Genomic DNA, 22747 nt, shown 5'->3' with positions numbered 1-22747 from the left:
GCACAACGCGGCAATTAACCTAGCTCGTCCTGCGCGGTGAAACAGGCTTTCAGGCGTGCGTTCAGCAACAGGTAAGCCAGCGCCAGCCCATCGAGCAATACCAACAGGATATCCAACGGTGGTTGATTGTCCGCTTGCTGCCACAGGCTGAACAGAGAACCCCCCAGCGCCGCCAGGAGCGAAACGCAAAGGACCCACCGCCAGATACGCCACAATTGCGGCCATTGATGACGACGTGGGGCAATCAAAAATGCCAACGCGGCCGGCAACCCAAGCATGATCCCATACCAGAACCTTTGGGTATCAGGGTAGAACAGCTGCAACAACCCTTCCCCCTGCTGGCGTGAAGCACCGGCCATCACAAACAGGATCCAGGTTCGGGCTTGTAAAACCAGTACCCCCCAAAACCACAGTGGCAAACGCAGCGCACCGTGATGATCGTAATCGTCGGGGGAAAAACGGTGTGGGGAGGACTTCAACGTCGATTCCTTATCAATCTCATGAGTATTTCTTCAGATGGGAGTCACATTTATGGTTTTCAATGCGCACGCTTAAGAACCTCTTAAGATTTCCATGCTTTACTTAATCCCATCAAACCAGCAGTCCTGATTGGCAGGGCTTTGATTCTCGATTGAGATAAGGAAGCTTAAGATGAAAAAATATACCCTGGCCGCATTAATCGCGCTGTGCAGCGCACCGGTTTTGGCACAACAAGGTGGGTTCCTCGATCCTGCCGCGCCGCAAACACAAACTACCCAGCAAGGGGGCTTCTCTGGCCCAAGTGCCGCGCTGACCACCGTAGACAAGGTGAAATCAATGAGCGATGACACCTGGGTCATGCTGCAGGGCAACATTGAGCAGCGCGTCGGCGACGATACCTATACCTTCCGCGACGCCAGCGGCACCCTGACGGTAGAGATCGACAAAAAACGCTGGAACGGTCAGACCATCACCCCGAAAGACAAAGTGCAGTTGGAAGGGAAAGTCGATAAAGACTGGAGCAGCGTGGAAGTCGATGTGAAAAACATCAAAAAATTGCCATAACGCATAGCAACGGGCGGTGAAACGTCACCGCCCAGAGTACGACTCAATATTCTTGATCTTCAATCAGCCGTTTACCCAGGCTGGTCACGTTCTGGATCTCGTAACCGAGTTTTTCATACATCTCAATGACCGTGTCGTTATCTTCACGGACCATCAATTGAATCTTAGGGCAACCGCGCGCGATCAGTTTCTTCTCCAGACGGCTAATCAACGCATTGGCAATGCCGCGTCCGCGATAATCCGGATGAACCCCCAGATAATACGCCGAGCCACGATGACCGTCGTAACCCCCCATCACCGACCCCACGACTTCCCCGCCCACTTCGGCGACCAGAAAAAGCGCCGGATCGTGGTTCAATTTACGTTCAATATCCATCTCAGGATCATTCCACGGTCGCAGCAAATCGCAGCGCTCCCACAGAGTAATGACTTCTTCAAAGTCGTCTTGTCGAAATACGCGAATTTCCATCGATGTTCGCCGCTGTTAATTAAGATGTTTATCTGATTATCGCGTGATTATTTACTTACGCAATATCTATATCCTAAATAATTGGCGTGGTATCCCGGCGGCAGGCCCGTTAGCCTCCGGGAGCATTGACAACTATTATGACCGGGGTGAATGGGCATATAGCTTCAACGATGACGCGTGTCACTGGGATTTCCCCTATCAATGACCGGGAAATACCCCGTTACACGCGTAATAAATGGACATAGTTATAAGGTCGATTAATGATTATCAATACGATATAACGTCGCAAAATAGAATTTGTCGATGGAGCGTCGCGTTATGAAAAAGCAGGTTAATCAATTCCTCAATTTTAAGCCGCTTTCCACTTCCCCCACGCGACGCCAATTATTGCTCTCCGGCCTGGCTCTGGTGCTGCTCGGCAGCAAAAGCCAAACGGCTAATGCCGAATCCGGCGGGATGCTGCGCAAGCCGCACAGCAAACCCGCGCCTAAACCGTCAGGCAGTAAAAGGCTGGTGATGATCGATCCCGGTCACGGCGGTATCGACTCCGGCGCGGTTGGCAGCGAAGGCTCGCAGGAAAAGCACGTGGTGCTGGAGATAGCCAACCATGTCCGCCGTATTCTGCACGAACAAGAGCATGTCGAAGTGCGCCTGACACGGGAAGAAGATGAGTTTATCCCCTTGTTCCAACGCGTTGAGATTGCCCACCAGCATCAGGCCGATCTGTTTATCTCCATTCATGCCGACGGCTTTACCAGCCCGGAAGCCTCTGGCGCGTCGGTGTTTGCCCTGTCCAATCGCGGCGCCAGCAGCGCCATGGCACGTTACCTGTCCAACCGCGAAAATGCCGCCGATGATGTGGCGGGCGGGAAATACAAAAACCAGGACAACTACCTGCAACAGGTGCTGTTCGATCTGGTGCAGACAGATACCATCAATAACAGCCTGACCTTGGGTCGCCACGTACTCGGACAGATTCGCCCGGTGCACCATCTGCATAGCAACAGTACGGAACAGGCGGCGTTTGCCGTGTTGAAATCCCCGTCAATTCCATCGGTGTTGGTCGAAACCTCGTTTATTACCAACCCGGCGGAAGAACGCCTGCTGGGTACCACCGCTTTTCGCGAAAAAATCGCCCGCGCCATCGCCGACGGTATCATCAGTTTCTTCAGTTATTACGATGCGCACCAACGAAAACCCGGCTAATACTGCCAGCCACGGCGATTAAAGGTATACTCTGCGCCTTGTTCAGTCAGACGCTGTGAATTATTCCGTATGAGTTTATCGACCATCGCAGAAGTAAAATCCTTCCTGCTGGCACTGCAGGATCGCATCTGCACGCAATTAGCCCAAGCCGACGGCGGTGCCGTTTTCAACGAAGACCGCTGGACGCGTGAAGAAGGCGGCGGTGGCCGCAGCCGGGTATTGACCGACGGCGCGGTGTTCGAACAAGCAGGCGTCAACTTCTCACACGTTTCCGGCGCCACCCTGCCGGCCTCCGCTACCGCACACCGTCCTGAGCTGGCCGGTCGCAGCTTCCAGGCCATGGGCGTGTCGCTGGTCATCCACCCACGTAGCCCCTATATTCCCACCAGCCATGCCAACGTGCGTTTTTTCATCGCGGAGAAACCCGGTGAAGAACCTGTATGGTGGTTTGGCGGCGGCTTTGATCTGACGCCGTTCTACGGCTTTGAAGAAGATGCTGTCCATTGGCATCGTACCGCCGAACAGCTGTGCGCGCCCTTCGGTGAACAGGTCTACCCCAAATATAAAAAGTGGTGCGACGATTATTTCTTTATCAAACACCGCAACGAGGCGCGCGGTATCGGCGGTCTGTTCTTTGACGATCTGAACACTCCGGATTTCGCCACCTGTTTTGCCTTTACCCAGGCGGTGGGCGAAGGCTTCCTTGATGCTTATTTGCCGATCGTAGAAAAACGCAAAACGCTGAGCTGGGGCGATAACGAACGCCAGTTCCAACTGTATCGCCGTGGCCGCTATGTAGAATTCAATTTGGTTTGGGACCGGGGCACGCTGTTTGGCCTGCAAACCGGCGGACGTACCGAATCCATCCTGATGTCGATGCCGCCGCTGGTTCGCTGGGAATACAATTATCAACCGGAAGAAGGCAGCCCGGAAGCGGCGCTGTACCGCGATTTCTTACCGGTACGCGATTGGCTGAAGGAGCCTGAATAATGCAGATTTGGGTTGATGCGGACGCGTGTCCGAACGTGATCAAAGACGTGCTGTTCCGCGCGGCGGATCGCACCGCCATGTCGGTGACGTTGGTGGCTAATCAGCCACTGAGAACGCCGCCGTCGAAGCATATCCACACGCTGCAAGTGGCGGCCGGTTTTGACGTAGCGGATAACGAAATCGTGCGCCGCTGCGAGAAAGGCGATCTGGTGATCACCGCCGATATCCCACTGGCAGCGGAAGTGATTGAGAAAGGTGCGGTGGCGCTGAACCCACGCGGTGAACGCTACACGCCGGACACCATTCGTGAACGCCTGAACATGCGCGACTTTATGGATACGCTGCGATCCAGCGGTATCCAGACCGGTGGCCCAAATACGCTGAACCAGCGTGACCGCCAGCAGTTCGCCAACGAGCTGGACAAGTGGTTACAGCAGGCAAAACGGGCGCAGTAATTGCGCCCGTACTCTAGGTTAGAATCGCACCTCCCCGCCGAAGATATAGGTTCGACCGCGGGCGGTGTTGGTCGGTGTGAAATCCTGTGACTGAGACGGCAGCGAATTCATCTTGTTCAGGGCATCCGAATAATCTTTGTCCATCAGGTTCTGCACGCTGAATTTCAGCAGCAGGTTACGGTTAAACTGGTAGGTGCTGTACAGATCGATAACGGTCGGGATATGCGGCGCCGGTTCCTTCAGCAACTGCTCATTTTCATCAACGTTGGAATCCGGGGAAAGACGCACCGCCTTGCCGGTATATTTCACCAACCCGCCCAGCGTCAGTTTCTCATCCAATAGGCGCACCCCGCTGTCCAGCGTAAAATACAGCTCCGGCAATTCACTGATGTCGCCGGCGCCGAACACATTGCTGGCCTGATTGGTCGGCTGGCTGGTGTGCTCCTTGCTCAAAGACAATTTGGTGTAGGCAAATCCGGCGTCATACATCGCTTCCACTTCAACCCCACGTGACCAGACCGGCTCGTAGGCGTTGCTGTACATGGTCATGGCGACGTCAGGGCTCGCATCTTCCCACTCTTGCGCCGTCGCCTGGCTGCGATTGCACTTCTGCCGATTGTTGCACACCATGTAACTTTGGCTGGAAATGTAGTTTTTGATTTTCGATTCAAAATACACGGCTTTGAGCTGGAAGCTGTCCTGCTTAAACAACAGATCATGCGCATTGGCATTGAACCCCGCCTGGTACGTTTCTGCGGTTTCACCCTTCAGGAACGGGTTCATCGACTGCCCGCCGCTGTTGGCAAAGAAGACTTCCTGAATATTCGGCCCTCGCATGGATTTGCTGTAGCTGACAAACGGCTGCAGCCACGGCGTCACCTGTGCTGACAGCAGCACCGACGGGTTAAAACCGTGCTCTTTCAAATTGATATTGCTGGCCCCCTGCGGGAAGCAAGCCACACGCTCATCACAGGCAGGTTTATACCCGGAAATGTCATAAGAGCTATAGTTCAGATCAACGTTGCTCTGCCAAATCCCATAGTTAAGCTGCAGCCCGCTGTAAAGGCTGGCAATATTTTGTTTGCCCGCGATCCCCACCGGGGAGCTTTCCGCCTGGTTCTCATCCGTCACCAGCCCGGAAGCGTGTTTCTTGTATTCATTGCGGATCAGCTTACCGCCATAGCTGAAGGCAAAATCGACCTCCTGCAGGCTGAAACGGCTGGTATTATTTAAATCCAGCGCGTCCGAGATATTTTTGGCTTTGCTGTCGCTAAACCCCGCCATATTGTCCGACATGAACTTCTGTTCACCGCGGCTGGTGCTGGCGGTCAGGTTAACGTCAATCAGCTCAGAAAAAGGCGCATAGTGGTATTTAATATAGAAGTCATTACTGTCGATATGACGGCGGGTTATTTTATTCTGGTAGGTTCTGGCTGACAGTTCGATGCTATTAAAGGCATCAGGTTTAATATCCACTTTGAATAATTGAGATTTTGGGTTCTGGCGATAGGTTTTATCGACATTAAAGGCTTCGCTGTCGAAACCCGAACCGTTCTTATAATTAGACGTGATGGAACTGCCGCTGATGGCCGCCATCGCGCCCAGGCTACCGCCATCACCAAAAGCATCGGTTTTTCCGCCCACGGCAACCATGCCGCTGCGGCCAATGCCGTTATTGCCCACAGAAAATTTGGTGCGTATACCAAAGGGATTATCGGAAAACACCACATCGTCCACGCCAATGGTACGGAAGTTGGCGCTGCCTGCCAGCGCGTTCACCCCGGCGGACCCTGTCGCATTGCCACGCGCCACATCAACGCCGACGATAAAGTTAGGATCGATCAGCGCACCGAACTGACTGGTAGGTAAACCACCGTGCGCGGCATCACTCGGCGAGCTGCCGTAATAGTTCTGAGTGATACCATCTACCATGGTGTTAACCCGGCCAAAACCGCTCATACCGCGAATATTGACGCTGACCGATCCCTGGCCCGGATCGATTTGGGTATAGGTACCCGGCATGCTGCGCAGAATACTGTCTACCGATTCCAGATTTTTATTTTCCCCACGTGAACTGAACGCCCCCGGTTTCTCCAACGCGTCCCTTTCACTGCTGTTACTGTTGTCTGCCGCTGACACATTTAACGGGCTGAAAACCACCTTACCGCTGCCCTCTTTTGCCTCACTCTGTGCAGCCGCCGCCCCCCCGCTCAGCGCTATTCCCGCGCCGATCAGGCTTACTATTAATTTAATTTTCATATATCCCCAGAAATTGCCAAAAAGGTTTGATGGCCGACAATGCCCAGCAAAAATCCCCGCCCCAAAAGACGGTAAATATTGTTATTGTTTTAATACGCCGCAGCTTACTGCGGCGTTAGATATTATTTCTGCGCCTGTTGATCCATCGCCAGAATAAAAGCGTACTCCAGCGCACTGTTTTCCAACCGTGCCAGACGGCCCGATTTACCGCCGTGGCCTGCGGTCATATCGGTGGACAACAGTAGCAACGAATCCCCTTGTTTAAACTGTCGCAGCTTCGCCACCCACTTGGCAGGTTCCCAATACTGAACCTGCGAATCATACAGGCCGCTGGTCACCAACAGGTTCGGGTAATGCTGCTTGCGCACGTTGTCATACGGGCTGTAAGACTTCATCAACGCGTAGGCCTGTGGCTCGTTCGGATTGCCCCACTCTTCATACTCGCCGGTGGTCAATGGAATACTGTCGTCCAACATGGTGGTCACCACATCAACGAAAGGCACCTGCGCCACCACCGCGTTATACAGATGTGGCGCCTGATTGATCACGGCCCCCATCAGCAATCCACCCGCGCTGCCCCCCATGGCGTAGATACGGCCCGGTTGGCCATAGCCATCCTTGATCAAGGCTTGGGTGGCGTCGATAAAGTCGCTGAACGTATTCGGCTTATGGGTCAGTTTTCCCTGTTGATACCAGTTTTGCCCTAACTCTCCGCCGCCGCGTACGTGAATCAGCGCATAGACGAAACCGCGATCCAGCAAACTGATTCGATTCGCGCTGAAGGCCGGATCCATGCTCATGCCATAAGCACCATAGCCGTACACCAACAGCGGACTGTGGCCCGGCTTGAACATTGCCTTGTTGTAGACCAGCGAGACCGGCACCTTCACACCGTCGCGCGCGCTGATCCACACCCGCTCACTGTGATACAAGCTCGGGTCAACGCCTTTCACGTCCTGCTGCTTGAGTAAGGTTCGGCTGCCCTTATTCAAATCCCACTCGTAGGTACGGGTTGGGGTTGTCATCGCCGAATAACCGTAACGTAAGCGATCGCTGTCAGGATCGGGGTTATAACCCAACCAGGCCATGTAGCTGGCATCGTCAAACGGAATACTGCGTTGGGTCTTACCGTCCCAGCTCATCTGCCGCAATTGCACCAATCCATCGCCACGTTCTTTTACCACCAGCCAATCACGGAACAGAGTAAAGCCTTCAACCTCACGCTTTTCCTGTGGTGCAATTAGCGTCTGCCAAGGTTGCTGCGCAGACGCGGTGTGATACAGACCGAAATGCGGGCTTTGGTGGTTGGAGCGCAGATAGAATTCGCCACGATAATGATCGAGATAATATTCACGCCCGCTGTGCCGGGCCGCAAACAACTGCGGCGCACGTTGCGGACGATTGGCGTCGATCAGACGCACTTCAGAGGTGGTATTGCCGCTGATAGTGATAATGACGTAGTCACGGGAAGCGGAGCTACCGAGGCTCAGATAGAACGCAGCATCGTCTTCCTGATACACCCGTTGATCTTCCGTTACCGGCGTGCCAAACGTATGCCGATAAACCTGATAGGGCAGCAAGGTTTGCGGGTGATTGCGCACATAGAACAGCGTCTTGCCGTCGTTAGCCCACACCATATTGCCGGAGGTGTTCTCTATCACTTCCGGCGCCCAACGTTTGTCAGCAATATCCTGCAGGGAAATCCGATACTGGCGGCGCCCCTGCACATCTTCAGATACCGCCATACACCGGTTGTCTCGGCTGATGTCCATCCCGCCGACGCGGTAATAATCATGGCCTGCCGCACGCTGATTGGCGTCCAGCAAGGTTTGCCACGGCGCATCGGCAGTCAGTGCCTGCCGTTGATACAGCGCGAAGTTTTTACCGGCTGCGTAGCTTTCCTGATAACGGTAGCCGTTCAATTGATAAGGCACCGAACGGTCTTCCGGGCTAATGCGGCCCAGCATTTCCTGATACAGCTTATCGCGCAGTGCTTGATAGGGCTGCATCATCTGTTCGGTATAGCGATTTTCCGCCGTCAGATAATCCAGCACTTTTTTGTTCTTTCGGCTGTCGTCACGCAACCAGTAATAGTCATCGGTGCGTGTTTCCCCCTGCGCAACCAGCAGCTTGGGCACTTTTTCTGCCTGCGGCGGTTGTGGCTGCGCATCGACCGCAGAACTTAAAAATCCGAACGAAAGCACGAAAGCGGTGACCAGGCGACACTGCTTATTGGACGACAGCGGGTGATTCATAATCCCTCACGAAGTTTGGAGCTGCAGGTACCCCGTTGGGATAGCCCCTGCAGATGTTATTTGCCGGCATTCAACGCCGCCAGATTAAAATCAATCGGCATCGTCACGCTGACGGAGCCATTTCGTAACATGTCAGACGGGGGGACGGGCAACGGCTGCGCCCGCTCTACCACGGCGAGCGCTTCACGATCGAGTGACGCGGTGCCCGAGCGAACCAACAGTGTCACCTCCGACACTCGGCCCTGAGCATCAACGCGGAACGTCACCTGCGGCATGCCGGTACGTCGACGACTGCGAGCATCTGGCGGATAGCGTTTAATGTTGTTCAGATAGCCTTTCACCCGGCTTTCCCATGACAGCTTGGCTTGAACGCTGCTGTTGGAATCGCTGTTGAGCGGCGCAGCGGTTTGGCGGGCAATGTTCTGCGCCTTTGGCGCAGCAGCACTGGAGGCCGCGGCATGACGCATCTCTTTGGCCTGCTCTTCCGGGTTCGGCTGGGCTTTCTGCGGCGGCCGGTGTTCCGTGCGTTTTTTTTCTGCCACGGCAATCTTGGTCTTTTCGGCGCGCGCCAACGTCGGTAAATCAGGTTGCTCCTGCTGCTCAGCCGGTTGCGCCGCAGAGGATTCCGCCTGTTGCACACCCAGCGGTAGTGGCTTGGGGCTTTCCGGGGCCTCAACCTGCTCCGCCCAGCTCATCATCACTGCCGGCGGAGGTAATTGCATCATCGGCAATGGCTGTGACGGCCAGTAAAACACCAATACCAGCGCGACGTGGGCCGCTATCGCACACAAAAAACCACGCACCCAACGCGGCTGCGGCATAGCAACGACCGGATAAAATAAAGACTGACTTAACATAGGGACATTAGAATACTTAATCGCGAATGATTGCAGATCACATTTGCTAATGATAATCATTTGTAACTGTTATTAACAGTTCTTTTCGCCGTGTTTACTCTATGAATTTCAAGTTGCAACAAACAGCGCTGCAACTTGAAAGGCACCGGTAATGGTTTCATTACTTCAGGGCCGGGGTAATCCACAGATAATCTGCCACCTGTTTATCGACCTGCACACCGGGTTCTGCCAGCATCAATACCGTCGGCAGCGCTGCCGGTTGCAGATCTTGCACGTGAAGTGGCACCCCCACCGATTTGGACGCATGATAACCACCGGCAATCAGCAATGCCGGCGTCGGTGCGGCCAACAAACGTTCGGCCATACGGCGATCGCGTTGCTGCTGGATTGCCAGCATCGCATGCAATTGTTGAGGTTCGATATTTCCGCCATGTGAGGTGCGAATCGTTTCCTCTAGCGCTTTTTGTACCACTGGCCGCACCGACAACGTCCCCTGCGGGAAACTCGGCTGCTGATAAAATGCCATGATTTCATTACGATCCAGGTTGGCAGACCACAGTGGATAAGGCGCGCGCATTGCCGCCATTACCACATCACCGTACAGCGACCACTTCCAACCTGGCTGCCAATCAATCAGCTCTGCTACACGACTGTCACGCACCGTCGGATTTGACTGCAGCCAGTGCTTCACCTGATCCACCTTAGCCTGCTGGTTCGGGTTTAGCATTTCCATCAGCACGCTGCCTTGTGGCCGCTGCCGAGGCAATTGCTGTACCAACCATTGTTCAATCTGATGGTGGTAAGGGTTGTCATGTTTCTCCCCAACAATCACCCGTTGCTCGGCAGACAGTCGGGCCAATAGCTGGTCAGGCGTCAGGTTTTCCCCACTGCGCAAGTCGGTAATTTTCCCCCGTTCGGCAAGCGTATTTTTTTGCGTTGGAGCGGGAGTTTGGCTACAGGCACCGAGCGCCAGCGCGGCCAGTAAAATCAAAAATCTCATGATGCTGCCCTGTAATAAAAAGTGGCGACATTATAGATAATAATTATCATTTGCATATAGGCGATAACCTATCCTGAGATGCCGATAACTATTTTTACGCTATGGTTTTGGTCTCACATTGATTTCATGAGGTATTGCAGGTATAACCAATAGCCATTTAGCTGCTTAGACGTCTATACGGATAGAATATCATGCACTCACCTGTTCCCGCCGAAGGGCAATTCAAACGCACCATGAAAGCCCGTCACCTGGTGATGCTGTCGCTGGGGGGGGGTCATCGGTACCGGACTGTTCTTCAACACCGGTTATATCATCTCGACTACCGGTGCCCTCGGAACCCTGCTGGCCTATTTGATCGGTGCGCTGGTGGTCTATCTGGTGATGCTGTGCCTGGGTGAGCTGTCGGTAGCGATGCCGGAAACCGGCGCCTTTCATGTCTACGCCTCCCGCTATCTTGGCCCGGCGACCGGTTATACCGTGGCTTGGCTGTACTGGCTCACCTGGACGGTAGCGCTGGGTTCCAGCCTGACCGCCGCCGGTTTCTGCATGCAGTACTGGTTTCCGCAATCGCCAGTTTGGCTGTGGTGCTTGATCTTCTGCGCGGCGATTTTCCTGCTCAATGTGGTCACTACCCGGTTCTTTGCTGAGAGCGAATTTTGGTTTTCGCTGATCAAAGTGGTCACCATTTTGGCATTTATTATCCTCGGTGGTGCGGCAATGTTCGGCGTGCTGCCGATGAAAGACGGCACTCCTGCGCCCTTCCTCCATAACTTGACCGCCTCTGGCTGGCTGCCAAACGGCACACTGCCGATCCTGATGACCATGGTCGCGGTGAACTTCGCGTTCTCCGGCACCGAGCTTATCGGTATTGCCGCCGGCGAAACAGAAAACCCGGAAAAGGTGGTCCCTTGGGCAATACGCACCACGGTGATCCGTCTGATGCTGTTCTTTATCGGTACCGTGTTTATTTTGGCTGCGCTGATCCCGATGGATCAGGCCGGGATTGTCAAAAGCCCGTTTGTCTTGGTATTTGAACGCATCGGTGTCCCTTATGCTGCCGATATCTTTAATTTTGTCATCCTGACCGCCATCCTGTCTGCCGCTAACTCGGGCCTGTACGCGTCAGGCCGCATGCTGTGGTCGCTGGCCAACCAACGCACCCTGCCGGCCTATTTCTCACGCGTCAATAAACGCGGCATCCCCATTAATGCCCTGACCTTCAGCATGCTTGGCGGTGTGCTGGCCCTGCTGACCAGCGTAATCGCACCAGACACGGTGTTTGTTGCCCTGTCGGCAATCTCCGGCTTTGCGGTGGTGGTGGTCTGGTTAAGTATCTGCGCGTCGCACTACGCGTTCCGCCGCCATTACCTGCGTAGCGGTCAGCCGATCGGTGGCCTGAAATACCGCGCTCCGGGTTATCCGTTAACGCCGATCCTGGGTTTTGCGCTGTGCCTGCTGGCCTGCGTCGGGCTGGCATTCGACCCGGAACAACGCATTGCACTGTATTGCGGCTTGCCGTTTGTGGCCCTGTGCTACGCCGCCTATTATCTGACCCGCCGCAGCGGGCAAACAACCTCTTTGGGAGACAATCATGCCGGTTAACAACCCTGTCGCGACCTTATTAGCCACTCAGCGCACGCTGATTTTAGATGGGGCACTGGCCACCGAACTGGAGGCGCGCGGCTGCGATCTCAGCAATCCCCTGTGGTCGGCAAAAGTCCTGATTGAGAACCCTGAACTGATTTATCAGGTTCATCTCGACTATTTCAACGCGGGTGCACAATGCGCTATCACCGCCAGCTACCAGGCCACCCCACACGGCTTTTTACGCCGCGGTTTGGATCACGCACAGTCCCTGGCGTTGATCGCCAAAAGCGTGCAGTTGGCGCAGCAGGCACGCAACGACTATCTGGCACAACAACCGCAGGCGGAACCGCTGTTGATCGCCGGGTCGGTCGGCCCCTACGGGGCTTATCTGGCCGACGGGTCCGAATATCGCGGTGACTACGCCTTGCCGCAGGAAGAAATGATGGCCTTTCACCGCCCACGCATCAAAGCGTTGGCCGAAGCCGGGGTTGATTTGCTGGCCTGTGAAACCCTGCCGTCGTTTGGTGAACTGCAGGCCTTGTTGGCCCTGCTACACGAATTCCCAACGCTCGGTGCATGGTTTGCCTTTACCCTGCGTGACAGCCAACACCTCAGCGACGGCACGCCGTTAACCAGGGTCATGGCCGCACTGCACGCTAATCCGCAGGTATTGGCTATCGGCGTTAACTGCATTGCACTGGAAAATGTCACCCCAGCGCTGCAGCAGTTTGCCGCACTGGCTGACAAGCCGCTGCTGGTCTATCCGAACTCCGGTGAACACTACGATGCGGTAACCAAAACCTGGCATGCCTGTGGTGGCGCGCACGGCAACCTGATTGATCAAATTAGCGAATGGCAACGTATAGGCGCACGGCTGATTGGCGGCTGTTGCCGCACGACGCCGCAGGACATCCATCAGATCGCCGCCCGCTGTAAGGCATAAATTCACGCTTCTGTTAGCTGGCGTAATTGGTCGGCAACTTGTTCTGTATTGAGATGCCCCTGGGCTGCCTCGATCGTTAATTCAACCAGTTGCGCGTCTTCGCGCAACGAAACACCATTAATGCCCAGAAACAGCGCCATGCTCTGAAAAGCGGTACGCTTGTTACCATCGAGAAAAATGTGTCCGTGACTGATGGCAATAAGATAGATAGCGGCAAGCCGATAAACATCGCTTATCCCATCATAGTGAAAGGCATTAAGCACCCGATTGGCCACGGCCTCAACTTTGCCGCCTTCCTGGCGGCCGTTGGGCACAATTTCAGCATTGAATTCCGCAATATCCTCTGCGGTTAAAAAAATCATTTATCGGCAAGTGCTTTTATCGTCGTGGCGTGTTTAGCCTGAATACGCGCTTTGATTTTAGCTTTGACCAAAACCTCGTAGTCCGCCTTGCTAATGATGTAGACCTCATCATGCCCGCGACGCGTAACTTCTACCGGCTGATTCTGGGCTTCAGTGAACACTTCGGCCAGATTACTTCGGGCCGCCGTATAACTTATGGTTGTCATACCTCAACACCTGTACATGTACATATTTGAACAATATTTGTACCATAACATGCCAATATAAAAAAGCCCCCTGCACCGAAATGCAGGGGGCGGGTTATCATTCAAGGCTTATAGCGGTTCGGTTTGCGCTTCTACCACGGCCAAGGCCACCATGTTGACGATGCGGCGCACCGAGGCGATTGGCGTCAGAATGTGTACCGGTTTTGATACCCCCATCAGCACTGGCCCGACGGTCACCCCTTCGGAAGACGAAACGCGCAGCAGGTTATAGCTAATGCGTGCGGCTTCCATATTGGGCATGATCAACACGTTGGCCGCCCCTTTCAGCGGGCTGTCTGGCATCAGATCATTACGAATGCTTTCGACCAGCGCGGCGTCACCGTGCATCTCACCGTCAATTTCCAGCTCCGGTGCCATCTTGTTCACCAGTTCCAGCGTTTTACGCATCTTGCAGGCTGCAGGATTATCCGAAGAACCAAAGCTGGAATGGGACAACAGCGCCACCTTCGGCTCAATGCCGAAACGACGCACCGTTTCCGCTGCCATCAGGGTGATTTCTGCCAGTTGTTCCGGCGTCGGATCGTCATTGACATAGGTGTCAGCAATAAAGGTGTTGCCGCTAGGCAGCAGCAACGCGTTCATTGCCCCGGCGACGTGTGCCCCTTCGCGGAAGCCAAACACTTTCTCTACCACATCGTAATGCTCGTGATAGCTGCCGATGGTGCCGCAGATCATCGCGTCCGCTTCACCACGATGTAGCATGATGGCTGCAATCAACGTCGGGTTGCCAATGACCGCACGGCGTGCCTGCTCTTGCGAAACGCCACGACGCTTCATGATCTGGTAGTACTCGCCCCAGTATTCATTGAAGCGCGGATCGGACTCGTTGTTCACCACTTCAAAGTCTTTACCCGGCGTCAGTTGCAAACCAAGTTTTTTCAGCCGCATTTCAATTACGCTCGGGCGTCCCACCAAAATAGGGTAAGCCAGCCCTTGCGACACCAGTTCCTGCGTCGCATGCAGCACCCTTTCTTCTTCACCTTCTGCCATCACCACACGTTTTATTTCTTTCTTCGCCTGGGCAAAAATGGGCTTCATGAACAAGTTGGTTTTATAGACGAACTCCGACAGTTTCTCGACGTAGGCATCAAAGTCTTCAATCGGCCGCGTCGCGACACCAGACTCCATCGCCGCCTTGGCGACCGCAGGCGCAATTTTTACAATCAGGCGTGGGTCGAAAGGTTTTGGAATAATGTATTCAGGGCCGAATGACAGGTCCTGATCGCCATAGGCTGAAGCCACCACGTCACTCTGCTCTGCCAGCGCCAGATCGGCAATCGCATGTACGCAAGCCAGTTTCATTTCTTCGTTAATGGTGGTTGCGCCGACATCCAGCGCGCCACGGAAGATGAACGGGAAGCAGAGGACGTTGTTCACCTGGTTGGGATAGTCAGAACGGCCGGTACAGATGATGGCGTCTGGACGCACGGCTTTCGCCAACGGCGGCAGGATCTCAGGCTCTGGGTTGGCCAGCGCCATGATCAGCGGATCCTTGGCCATGGTTTTCACCATATCCTGCGTCAACACACCCGGACCAGAACAACCCAGGAAGATATCCGCATCAGGGATAGCATCCCCCAGCGTACGTTGGCCATTATCTTCAATGGCGTAAGCCGCCTTGGTTTGCTCCATATTGGCGTCGCGTCCCTTATAGATCACCCCTTTAGAGTCGCAAACAGTAATATTCTGCTGACGCAGCCCCAAGGCCACCAACAGGTTTAAACAGGCAATCGACGCCGCGCCGGCACCGGAAACCACCAGGCGCACGTCGGAAATGTTCTTTTTCACTACCCGCAAGCCGTTCAGCACCGCAGCCGTGGTGATGATGGCCGTGCCATGCTGATCATCATGGAACACCGGAATCTTCATGCGCTCACGCAGTTTCTGCTCAATGTAGAAGCACTCTGGCGCTTTGATGTCTTCCAGGTTAATACCGCCGAAGGTCGGTTCCAACGCGGCGATAACGTCAATCAACTTGTCAGGGTTAAGTTCATCCACTTCGATATCAAATACGTCGATACCGGAAAATTTCTTGAACAGGACACCTTTCCCTTCCATCACCGGCTTACCGGCCAATGCGCCAATATTGCCCAGCCCCAGCACTGCCGTGCCGTTGGAAATGACCGCCACCAGGTTGCCACGCGCAGTGTATTTGTAGGCTGCCAACGGATCGGCGGCAATTTCCAGACAGGGTGCAGCAACGCCCGGCGAGTATGCGAGCGCCAGATCGCGTTGCGTAGCCAGCGGCTTAGTTGGGGAGACCTGGATCTTGCCTGGGACCGGATATTGGTGGAAATCAAGCGCACTCTGTTTGAGCTGTTCGTCCATTATGGGTTCCTATGCTTTTTGCTTTTATGTTGAGGTAAGACTTGTAAATCTTTAAGGCTATGAGGCTGTACGCACCGCTTATTTGGCCCACCAAACCCCATGGCCGCGCCTTGTTGCGCGTTCAAATGACCGCCAGCGGCGCTCACGTACAATGGCAGGGCACAGCCTTTAAGTATAGTGAGAGAAACGTCACAAACTTTGAAGCGGCCCATAACCTTGATCGAAATTGTTTTTTAAAAGTAAAAAAAGAAGTACCACAGGACGAGACAAAAAACACGGCCGTCAGTGCAGCGGCAGTTCAGCTCGCCAGGCATTGAGCGTCGCCACCCGGCCTGCGCAAATTTGTAACGAGGTTTGTAGTGCCAGGGTGTAACTCAGCGCATCGCCCCAGGTGTTACCCAGTAACTGCGGCTGTTCACACGGGGTAAACACCGACTCAGGGGGCAACAGCACCACCGGCGCTGCCGCCTGCGGCGGTTGGGCGCAGGAGCTCAATAACAGCGCCAGGCAGAGGCTGCCCAGCACAGGCGTCATTTTTAATCGCTTCACGGTATTTCCTCTGGTAAACGTCGCTTTGCTGACGCAGCTGACGTTCCTGTTGCTGTTGAGCCGCCATCAGCGCACGGTTCTGCGCATCCTGGGTTTGCAGTGTGACAATCAACCCCGCCTGCTGCGCCAGTGTCTTTTGCTGTTCGCTCGCCTGCTGTCGCACCAGATCCAGCCTGTGCGACAGCAGTGAGTTGTATGCACCGAGGCAAATTGCCACCATCAACAGCAGCAGCAATCCGCCTTGTGACAACCTGCTTAACCAACCGCTCATGCCGGATAATCCCTAAAGGAAAGCTGGAAATGCGGCCCATCTTTCAGGGTTTTCCATTCGCCGCCCCACTCAACGTTGACTGCACACTCGCGCGCCGCACGACGCACTGCCACAGCAATTTGCGCGTAGTAGTCCCATTCCCAGGACACCACACCCGCGGGCATGGCCACCACATCCACTGCATGACCGGTCAAATGACGGCTTTTCAGCGTTTGGCTTTGCCCCCCGCGCACCAGTTCACGCTGACGTGCCATGGTGCGTAATCCCTCGGTGATGGAAAACGGCACCAGCGAATAATGCAATGCCAACCGAATCACCCGTACCAAATCCGGGTGAACACCCACTAAATTGGCTTCGCTGCGGGCGGTGAAGCGAATATCTTCTATTTCATTTATCATTTTTGAACCCCGTTTTATTTCCAATGAATTTTTTAATTAAACCGCTGATATAATCGGCCCCAAGAAAGCCAATCAGTACGCTGGCAAGATTCGCCCATTTTAATTCCAGCCCGGCCAGTGCCAATGCATCGCGTACCGTCCAGGCCAATAAAGCGCACATTCCTGCATTTAATAGGCGTCGCCGCATACCCACGTTACGATAGGCCCCGTGTAATAACGCCATGAGGCCTGCCAAAATGGCATTCATCACCGGCTGAAGATATTCACATGCTCGCTGGATAATTAAGCCAACAGCGTCTGGCTCTAAGCTGGACATAGCTACACTCCTATTTTACTTTAATTAAATGCCAATCACGGCCGGTGGAATATCGGTACCATCAGAATCTAGTTAAGGATGCTATAACAAAGCAAATGAATAAATACAGCCTCTAAGGTCAAATTCATTCACGCTCAACCATGACACAACAATGCCCAGTAAATAACGACACTGCTCGATGAAAAAATTCATCCTTACTGTGATTTATTTCGACTTTTATTTACCTTAAAAATAAACATTAATAGCGGCGGGAGATTCACTCTCAATAACAAAAAACCTCAACCTGGAGAAATACCATGTCCGAACGCAAAGCCGTTATTGGTTATTACTTTATTCCAACTAACCAAATTAATAACTATACCGAATCTGATACCTCAGTCGTGCCTTTCCCGGTGTCGAACATTACACCGGCCAAGGCCAGGCAGCTCACCCACATTAATTTCTCGTTCCTCGACATTAACAGCAATCTGGAATGTGCCTGGGATCCGGCAACCAATGACGTCAAAGCTCGCGATGTCGTCAGTCGGTTGACGGCGCTAAAAGCGCATAACCCTAACCTGCGCATTATGTTCTCCATCGGTGGCTGGTATTACTCCAACGATCTGGGCGTTTCCCACGCCAACTATGTCAACGCGGTGAAGACCCCGGCGTCACGCACCAAATTCGCGCAATCCTGCGTCCGCATCATGAAAGACTATGGTTTTGACGGTGTAGACATTGACTGGGAATACCCACAGAGCAGCGAAGTGGATGGTTTTGTCGCTGCACTGCAAGAGATCCGTACCCTGCTCAATCAGCAGACCCTGGCCGATGGCCGCCAGGCACTGCCTTATCAACTGACCATTGCCGGTGCCGGCGGCGCATTCTTCCTGTCACGTTATTACAGCAAGCTGCCGCAGATCGTCGCCTCACTCGATTACATCAACCTGATGACCTACGATCTGGCGGGCCCATGGGAAAAAATCGCTAACCATCAGGCCGGGCTGTTCGGCGACAGCGCCGGGCCAACCTTCTATAACGCACTGCGTGAAGCCAATCTGGGTTGGAGTTGGGAAGAACTGACTCGCGCCTTCCCTAGCCCATTCAGCCTGACGGTGGACGCCGCGGTACAACAACACCTGATGTTGGAAGGCGTACCAAGCAGCAAAATCGTTATGGGCGTGCCTTTCTACGGCCGCGCATTTAAAGGCGTCAGCGGCAGCAACGGCGGCCAGTACAGCACTCACAGCACACCGGGGGAAGATCCGTTCCCAGGCACCGACTACTGGTTGGTGGGGTGTGAAGAGTGCGTCCGCGACAAAGATCCCCGCATTGCCTCTTATCGTCAGCTGGAACAAATGCTGTTGGGCAACTACGGTTATCAGCGCCTGTGGAACGACAAAACCAAAACGCCGTACTTGTACCATGCGGCCAAAGGCCTGTTCGTCACCTACGACGATGCCGAAAGCTTCAAGTACAAGGCTAAGTACATCAAACAACAGCAACTGGGTGGCGTCATGTTCTGGCACCTGGGCCAGGACAACCGCAATGGTGACCTGCTGGCCTCGCTGGACCGCTATTTCAATGCTGCGGACTACGATGACAGCCAATTGGATATGGGCACTGGTCTGCGCTATACCGGCGTGGGTCCCGGTAATCTGCCGTTCATGAGCGCGCCTGCCTACGTCGCCGGCACCGTCTATAACCAAGGTGCGCAAGTGTCTTATCAAGGCTATGTCTGGCAGACCAAATGGGGTTACATCACCTCGGTACCTGGCTCGGATACTGCCTGGCTGAAAGTGGGCCGCGTGGCATAACAACCGGTTGCACCATAAAAAAACCCCGTAGCCGACGGCGACGGGGTTTTTATTGTTTAATTTTCGCATCCCTTCGTCACTGTTCCCTTAGTTGTTACACCAAGGGTAACCTCCATCACGTATGACTTCGCGCCCCATCAGGCTAAAAACGTCGCTTTTACGCGTCAGGCGCTCATGCCACCAGGTAAAACCAGCCCCTTTACTGGCCGGATGCCAAGCCAGCCAAATCATTTCGTCACCTTTTTGCATATCAACCGGAACCGTCACCAGTTCACCACTTGCCAACTCTTTTTCGATCAGCGCTGGCGGCAAGAAACCATGACCAATACCCCGTTTCAACAGCGCCAGTTTGCTCTCAACATCGCACACCACCAGTTGACGCTGTAACGGCATGGTGCCGTGATTACGCTTTGGCAATTCGTGACTGCTGTCGGCAATCACCACCACGATGTCGTTCAGCCGCTGGTTTTTGTCCACCGGCTTTTTCTGCGCCGCAAACGGATGTGAAGGCGAGACACATAACACAAAGTTCAGCTTGCCCAGCATCAGCGTTTTCGCCTGCACGCTGTCCGGGATCTGGCCGATAGCGATAATCAAATCCGCCCGGTTGTTCTTCAAGGCATCCCAGGTACCGTTCAGTGCTTCTCGCTGCACAGAAATGTTGGCGTTTGGGCTGTGCTGAATATACTCACGGATATCCTGAGTGATCGTTTCTAACGGAAAGAAATTATCGACGACGATGCGGATATTATTATCGAGTTTGGGGATGTTTCTTACCCTACTTTCGAGATCCTGTACCGCATTTAAAATCCAACCGCCCTCCTGCAACAGAAATTCCCCTTCATCTGTTAGGGTAATCATCGGGCCATTACGATGAAAAAGTTTCACACAGAGCTTACTTTCAATATTGGACACACGGTAGGATATTGCCGAAGGCGTTTTATGCAGCGCCTCCGCCGCCATTGAGAAAGAGCCCGTACTTTTGATGGTGCTGATTATTTTAATCGCATCCAGGGATAATCTAGTCATACAAATTCCTCTTTGACATAAAATAAGAAAAAATTGACACTAAATTCCCAAGTGGTTGGCGCGTAAAGTCGTTCAAGTCACACAAGAGTAAGTAAAACCACAAGCAATATACTCCATATCAGAGAAAATCATCTGAAAGAGTATTCATCAATCCTTTAAATAAAATTCATCATGGCATCGATTTTTTAGACTGTAGCGTTTAAATAAATTCAACAAAGAAATAAAAGACAATCATCATAACAATTTTAGTTAATAGCCTATAAAACATTCCACCCTGACGAGAGAGACTACGCGTAAAAATAAATCAAGCCGCCAAGAATGATGTTTTTAATTCCATTAATGACCCCTCATTTTACCGGTGAAAATAAACCCAACTTACAATACAACTTCAGTCAGGAGTGACTTATGAACAATACTTCCCGTACCCTTATGTCTCTTGGTTTGCTGAGCGCGGCACTGTTCGGCGTATCTCAACAGGCTTCAGCCCACGGTTATGTCGAAACACCCGCCAGCCGCGCCTATCAGTGCAAACTGCAGCTCAATACTCATTGCGGCAGCGTGCAATATGAACCACAAAGCGTTGAAGGGTTGAAAGGCTTCCCGCAGGCCGGTCCGGCTGATGGGCACATTGCCAGCGCCGACAAATCCACCTTCTTCGAGTTGGATCAGCAAACACCTACCCGTTGGAACAAGATCAACCTGCATACTGGCCCGAACTCCTTCACCTGGACGCTGACAGCACGTCACAGCACCAGCAGCTGGCGTTATTTTATTACCAAGCCAAACTGGGATGCATCGCAGCCACTGACCCGCGCTTCGTTTGATCTGACGCCGTTCTGTCAGCAAAACGACGGTGGTGCCATCCCTGCTGCGCAGGTCACCCACCAGTGCAACATACCGGCAGACCGTAGCGGTTCGCACGTCATCCTCGCCGTGTGGGATGTAGCAGATACGGCCAATGCCTTCTATCAGGCCATTGACGTTAATTTGACCAAGTAATAAGAAGAGGAATACCCTAGGGCTCAGCCAAGGCTGGGCCCTTTTTTATTGTCTGATGCCGCATAGGCCTCTCCCTCGCATGCCCATGAGGCCGCTTTTCGGCACATGCCAATGGCTAACAAGCCTTACTCTGCCTGGCTTCGAACGGGATCCATTGTTCTTATCCATCGCAACAATCAGAAAAAGCGCATTTTAATCATTACGCTTCTGATGCAGTGTGTTCAGCCTATGATGGAAAACGTTCTCATTTCCCTACATTGACGTTTGGTCAAGGAGCTTATAAATGAACCAATTAGACGCACTCAAGCAGCTAACCACGGTTGTGGCCGACAGCGGCGATATCGAATCTATTCGCCAGTTCGAACCGCAAGATGCCACCACCAACCCTTCACTGATCCTGAAAGCCGCTGCGCTGCCTCAATATAAGCCACTGATCCTCGAAGCCCTGAGCTATGCTCGCCAGCAGGGTGGCAGTAAAGAAACCCAACTGATCAACGCCAGCGACAAACTCGCCGTGAACATCGGCGTCGAAATTCTGAAAAGCGTACCGGGGCGCATTTCCACCGAAGTGGATGCCCGCCTCTCCTTTGACCGCGGCATGTGCGTTGCCAAAGCACGCAAACTGATCGGTCTGTATCAAGAACAAGGCATCGACAAGTCACGTATCCTGATCAAACTGGCCTCTACCTGGGAAGGCATTAAAGCCGCCGAGGAACTGGAAAAAGAAGGCATCAATACCAACCTGACACTGCTGTTCTCTTTCGCCCAGGCGCGTGCCTGCGCCGAAGCCGGGGTCTACTTGATCTCTCCCTTCGTCGGCCGTATCTATGACTGGTATCAGGCCAAACAGCCTGCCGCTGACTATGATGCCGACCAAGATCCAGGCGTGAAATCCGTACGCACCATCTACGAATACTACAAACAGCACCGTTATCAGACGGTGATCATGGGAGCCAGTTTCCGCAAGGTTGAGCAGATCCTGGCATTGGCCGGTTGCGATCGCCTGACCATCGCACCGAATCTGCTGGAACAGCTTAAGCACAGCAATCAACCGGTCGAGCGTAAGCTGACGCCTTCCACTGAAGCCTTCCACCAACCTGCCCCGCTGGCTGAGGCCGAATTCCGCTGGCTACATAATCAAGACGCGATGGCGGTTGAAAAACTGGCTGAAGGTATCCGCCTGTTCGCCGTTGACCAGCAAAAGCTGGAAGACATGCTGGCCGCTGAACTGTAATCACTCTGGAGTCCCGTAATGTCTTCTCGTAAAGAACTCGCCAACGCCATCCGCGCACTCAGCATGGACGCCGTACAAAAAGCAAATTCCGGCCACCCGGGTGCACCTATGGGCATGGCGGACATCGCCGAAGT

General features: G+C 53.6%; 23 protein-coding genes and 1 pseudogene. 10 read left to right on the top strand and 14 right to left on the bottom strand.

What is annotated here, in order from left to right; all coding sequences use genetic code 11:
• Positions 1 to 14: 14 nt before the first annotated feature.
• Complete coding sequence (locus JOE25_RS21225) at positions 15 to 479, bottom strand: DUF2919 domain-containing protein (protein WP_209638644.1); 465 nt, start codon at positions 477 to 479, stop codon at positions 15 to 17.
• Between the two features lie 172 nt (positions 480 to 651).
• Here JOE25_RS21225 and JOE25_RS21220 point away from each other — a divergent pair, with 172 nt between their 5' ends.
• Positions 652 to 1044: a YgiW/YdeI family stress tolerance OB fold protein gene (locus JOE25_RS21220; RefSeq protein WP_209638642.1), complete on the top strand. Its 393-nt coding sequence runs from the start codon at positions 652 to 654 to the stop codon at positions 1042 to 1044.
• A gap of 43 nt (positions 1045 to 1087) precedes the next feature.
• Here JOE25_RS21220 and JOE25_RS21215 read toward each other — a convergent pair whose 3' ends face one another.
• Positions 1088 to 1513: a GNAT family acetyltransferase gene (locus tag JOE25_RS21215; RefSeq protein WP_209638640.1), complete on the bottom strand. Its 426-nt coding sequence runs from the start codon at positions 1511 to 1513 to the stop codon at positions 1088 to 1090.
• A gap of 318 nt (positions 1514 to 1831) precedes the next feature.
• Here JOE25_RS21215 and amiA point away from each other — a divergent pair, with 318 nt between their 5' ends.
• The 3 genes from amiA to JOE25_RS21200 all read left to right on the top strand — a co-directional run bounded on the left by amiA (position 1832) and on the right by JOE25_RS21200 (position 4164).
• Positions 1832 to 2719: an N-acetylmuramoyl-L-alanine amidase AmiA gene (gene amiA / locus JOE25_RS21210; RefSeq protein WP_209638638.1), complete on the top strand. Its 888-nt coding sequence runs from the start codon at positions 1832 to 1834 to the stop codon at positions 2717 to 2719.
• Positions 2720 to 2788: 69 nt separating this feature from the next.
• Positions 2789 to 3709: an oxygen-dependent coproporphyrinogen oxidase gene (gene hemF, locus JOE25_RS21205; RefSeq protein ID WP_209638636.1), complete on the top strand. Its 921-nt coding sequence runs from the start codon at positions 2789 to 2791 to the stop codon at positions 3707 to 3709.
• A complete protein-coding gene (locus tag JOE25_RS21200; protein WP_209638634.1) occupies positions 3709 to 4164 on the top strand; it encodes a YaiI/YqxD family protein in 456 nt (151 codons plus the stop codon). The genes hemF and JOE25_RS21200 overlap by 1 nt, the downstream gene beginning before the upstream one ends.
• A gap of 18 nt (positions 4165 to 4182) precedes the next feature.
• On the opposite strand, the gene JOE25_RS21195 is transcribed toward JOE25_RS21200, so the two are convergent.
• The 4 genes from JOE25_RS21195 to JOE25_RS21180 form a co-directional block, all read right to left on the bottom strand.
• Entirely contained in the window at positions 4183 to 6423 is a 2241-nt protein-coding gene (locus JOE25_RS21195; RefSeq protein WP_209638632.1) for a TonB-dependent receptor, read from the bottom strand.
• Positions 6424 to 6545: 122 nt separating this feature from the next.
• Positions 6546 to 8678 (bottom strand): S9 family peptidase, encoded by a 2133-nt coding sequence (locus tag JOE25_RS21190; RefSeq protein ID WP_209638630.1) that lies wholly within the window; start codon positions 8676 to 8678, stop codon positions 6546 to 6548.
• 56 nt (positions 8679 to 8734) lie between these two features.
• On the bottom strand, positions 8735 to 9499 hold the full coding sequence (locus JOE25_RS21185) for an energy transducer TonB (RefSeq protein WP_245210047.1): 765 nt from the start codon (positions 9497 to 9499) through the stop codon (positions 8735 to 8737).
• Positions 9500 to 9695: 196 nt separating this feature from the next.
• Positions 9696 to 10535, bottom strand: coding sequence for a ChaN family lipoprotein (locus tag JOE25_RS21180; RefSeq protein ID WP_209638626.1), 840 nt, complete (start codon positions 10533 to 10535; stop codon positions 9696 to 9698).
• 191 nt (positions 10536 to 10726) lie between these two features.
• On the opposite strand from JOE25_RS21180, the pseudogene mmuP reads away from it, so the two are divergent.
• Together mmuP and mmuM are read left to right on the top strand one after the other, a co-directional pair.
• Positions 10727 to 12137: pseudogene (mmuP, locus tag JOE25_RS21175) on the top strand (S-methylmethionine permease).
• Complete coding sequence (gene mmuM, locus JOE25_RS21170; protein WP_209638624.1) at positions 12127 to 13065, top strand: homocysteine S-methyltransferase; 939 nt, start codon at positions 12127 to 12129, stop codon at positions 13063 to 13065. The pseudogene mmuP and the gene mmuM overlap by 11 nt, the downstream one beginning before the upstream one ends.
• A gap of 2 nt (positions 13066 to 13067) precedes the next feature.
• Here mmuM and JOE25_RS21165 read toward each other — a convergent pair whose 3' ends face one another.
• The 7 genes from JOE25_RS21165 to JOE25_RS21135 all read right to left on the bottom strand — a co-directional run bounded on the left by JOE25_RS21165 (position 13068) and on the right by JOE25_RS21135 (position 17555).
• On the bottom strand, positions 13068 to 13427 hold the full coding sequence (locus JOE25_RS21165) for a type II toxin-antitoxin system death-on-curing family toxin (protein ID WP_209638622.1): 360 nt from the start codon (positions 13425 to 13427) through the stop codon (positions 13068 to 13070).
• Positions 13424 to 13633 carry a type II toxin-antitoxin system Phd/YefM family antitoxin gene (locus JOE25_RS21160; RefSeq protein ID WP_209638620.1) on the bottom strand — a complete coding sequence of 70 codons (210 nt, stop codon included), beginning with the start codon at positions 13631 to 13633 and terminating at the stop codon, positions 13424 to 13426. Before JOE25_RS21160 ends, JOE25_RS21165 begins: the two co-directional genes overlap by 4 nt.
• 108 nt (positions 13634 to 13741) lie before the next feature.
• Positions 13742 to 16021, bottom strand: a complete 2280-nt coding sequence (gene maeB / locus JOE25_RS21155) for an NADP-dependent oxaloacetate-decarboxylating malate dehydrogenase (protein WP_209638618.1) — start codon at positions 16019 to 16021, stop codon at positions 13742 to 13744.
• Positions 16022 to 16303: 282 nt separating this feature from the next.
• Positions 16304 to 16477, bottom strand: coding sequence for a hypothetical protein (locus JOE25_RS21150; RefSeq protein WP_209638616.1), 174 nt, complete (start codon positions 16475 to 16477; stop codon positions 16304 to 16306).
• Positions 16458 to 16841 (bottom strand): DUF2570 family protein, encoded by a 384-nt coding sequence (locus JOE25_RS21145; RefSeq protein WP_209638614.1) that lies wholly within the window; start codon positions 16839 to 16841, stop codon positions 16458 to 16460. Before JOE25_RS21145 ends, JOE25_RS21150 begins: the two co-directional genes overlap by 20 nt.
• On the bottom strand, positions 16838 to 17239 hold the full coding sequence (locus JOE25_RS21140) for a M15 family metallopeptidase (protein WP_209638612.1): 402 nt from the start codon (positions 17237 to 17239) through the stop codon (positions 16838 to 16840). Before JOE25_RS21140 ends, JOE25_RS21145 begins: the two co-directional genes overlap by 4 nt.
• The gene (locus JOE25_RS21135; RefSeq protein WP_209638610.1) at positions 17229 to 17555 is read right to left on the bottom strand and encodes a phage holin, lambda family; all 327 of its coding nucleotides are present in this window, start codon (positions 17553 to 17555) and stop codon (positions 17229 to 17231) included. Before JOE25_RS21135 ends, JOE25_RS21140 begins: the two co-directional genes overlap by 11 nt.
• Positions 17556 to 17851: 296 nt before the next feature.
• On the opposite strand from JOE25_RS21135, the gene JOE25_RS21130 reads away from it, so the two are divergent.
• Positions 17852 to 19351, top strand: coding sequence for a glycosyl hydrolase family 18 protein (locus tag JOE25_RS21130; protein ID WP_209638608.1), 1500 nt, complete (start codon positions 17852 to 17854; stop codon positions 19349 to 19351).
• A gap of 87 nt (positions 19352 to 19438) precedes the next feature.
• On the opposite strand, the gene JOE25_RS21125 is transcribed toward JOE25_RS21130, so the two are convergent.
• Positions 19439 to 20380, bottom strand: coding sequence for a LysR family transcriptional regulator (locus tag JOE25_RS21125; RefSeq protein WP_209638606.1), 942 nt, complete (start codon positions 20378 to 20380; stop codon positions 19439 to 19441).
• A 405-nt stretch (positions 20381 to 20785) separates the two neighbouring features.
• Here JOE25_RS21125 and JOE25_RS21120 point away from each other — a divergent pair, with 405 nt between their 5' ends.
• From JOE25_RS21120 to JOE25_RS21110, 3 genes are all read left to right on the top strand, one after another.
• A complete protein-coding gene (locus JOE25_RS21120) occupies positions 20786 to 21379 on the top strand; it encodes a lytic polysaccharide monooxygenase (RefSeq protein WP_209638604.1) in 594 nt (197 codons plus the stop codon).
• A gap of 283 nt (positions 21380 to 21662) precedes the next feature.
• On the top strand, positions 21663 to 22613 hold the full coding sequence (gene tal / locus JOE25_RS21115; protein WP_209638601.1) for a transaldolase: 951 nt from the start codon (positions 21663 to 21665) through the stop codon (positions 22611 to 22613).
• 18 nt (positions 22614 to 22631) lie between these two features.
• On the top strand, positions 22632 to 22747 hold a 116-nt coding region (locus JOE25_RS21110; RefSeq protein ID WP_139815935.1), incomplete at its 3' end, for a hypothetical protein.

This window comes from Serratia sp. PL17 (assembly GCF_017832355.1).
Taxonomy (GTDB): Bacteria; Pseudomonadota; Gammaproteobacteria; order Enterobacterales; family Enterobacteriaceae; genus Serratia.
The sequence above is the reverse complement of the archived record's forward strand: the minus strand, read 5'-3'. Positions and strand labels throughout refer to the sequence as shown.

What these genes read in the sequence shown, in the direction of transcription:
- JOE25_RS21220 (WP_209638642.1), top strand. Translation starts at nt 652, where the DNA reads ATGAAAAAATATACCCTGGCCGCATTAATCGCGCTGTGCAGCGCACCG.
- JOE25_RS21165 (WP_209638622.1), bottom strand. Translation starts at nt 13,427, where the DNA reads ATGATTTTTTTAACCGCAGAGGATATTGCGGAATTCAATGCTGAAATT.
- JOE25_RS21145 (WP_209638614.1), bottom strand. Translation starts at nt 16,841, where the DNA reads ATGAGCGGTTGGTTAAGCAGGTTGTCACAAGGCGGATTGCTGCTGCTG.
- JOE25_RS21215 (WP_209638640.1), bottom strand. Translation starts at nt 1,513, where the DNA reads ATGGAAATTCGCGTATTTCGACAAGACGACTTTGAAGAAGTCATTACT.
- JOE25_RS21160 (WP_209638620.1), bottom strand. Translation starts at nt 13,633, where the DNA reads ATGACAACCATAAGTTATACGGCGGCCCGAAGTAATCTGGCCGAAGTG.
- tal (WP_209638601.1), top strand. Translation starts at nt 21,663, where the DNA reads ATGAACCAATTAGACGCACTCAAGCAGCTAACCACGGTTGTGGCCGAC.
- amiA (WP_209638638.1), top strand. Translation starts at nt 1,832, where the DNA reads ATGAAAAAGCAGGTTAATCAATTCCTCAATTTTAAGCCGCTTTCCACT.
- hemF (WP_209638636.1), top strand. Translation starts at nt 2,789, where the DNA reads ATGAGTTTATCGACCATCGCAGAAGTAAAATCCTTCCTGCTGGCACTG.
- JOE25_RS21125 (WP_209638606.1), bottom strand. Translation starts at nt 20,380, where the DNA reads ATGACTAGATTATCCCTGGATGCGATTAAAATAATCAGCACCATCAAA.
- maeB (WP_209638618.1), bottom strand. Translation starts at nt 16,021, where the DNA reads ATGGACGAACAGCTCAAACAGAGTGCGCTTGATTTCCACCAATATCCG.
- mmuM (WP_209638624.1), top strand. Translation starts at nt 12,127, where the DNA reads ATGCCGGTTAACAACCCTGTCGCGACCTTATTAGCCACTCAGCGCACG.
- JOE25_RS21130 (WP_209638608.1), top strand. Translation starts at nt 17,852, where the DNA reads ATGTCCGAACGCAAAGCCGTTATTGGTTATTACTTTATTCCAACTAAC.
- JOE25_RS21120 (WP_209638604.1), top strand. Translation starts at nt 20,786, where the DNA reads ATGAACAATACTTCCCGTACCCTTATGTCTCTTGGTTTGCTGAGCGCG.
- JOE25_RS21135 (WP_209638610.1), bottom strand. Translation starts at nt 17,555, where the DNA reads ATGTCCAGCTTAGAGCCAGACGCTGTTGGCTTAATTATCCAGCGAGCA.
- JOE25_RS21180 (WP_209638626.1), bottom strand. Translation starts at nt 10,535, where the DNA reads ATGAGATTTTTGATTTTACTGGCCGCGCTGGCGCTCGGTGCCTGTAGC.
- JOE25_RS21190 (WP_209638630.1), bottom strand. Translation starts at nt 8,678, where the DNA reads ATGAATCACCCGCTGTCGTCCAATAAGCAGTGTCGCCTGGTCACCGCT.
- JOE25_RS21140 (WP_209638612.1), bottom strand. Translation starts at nt 17,239, where the DNA reads ATGATAAATGAAATAGAAGATATTCGCTTCACCGCCCGCAGCGAAGCC.
- JOE25_RS21195 (WP_209638632.1), bottom strand. Translation starts at nt 6,423, where the DNA reads ATGAAAATTAAATTAATAGTAAGCCTGATCGGCGCGGGAATAGCGCTG.
- JOE25_RS21185 (WP_245210047.1), bottom strand. Translation starts at nt 9,499, where the DNA reads ATGCCGCAGCCGCGTTGGGTGCGTGGTTTTTTGTGTGCGATAGCGGCC.
- JOE25_RS21200 (WP_209638634.1), top strand. Translation starts at nt 3,709, where the DNA reads ATGCAGATTTGGGTTGATGCGGACGCGTGTCCGAACGTGATCAAAGAC.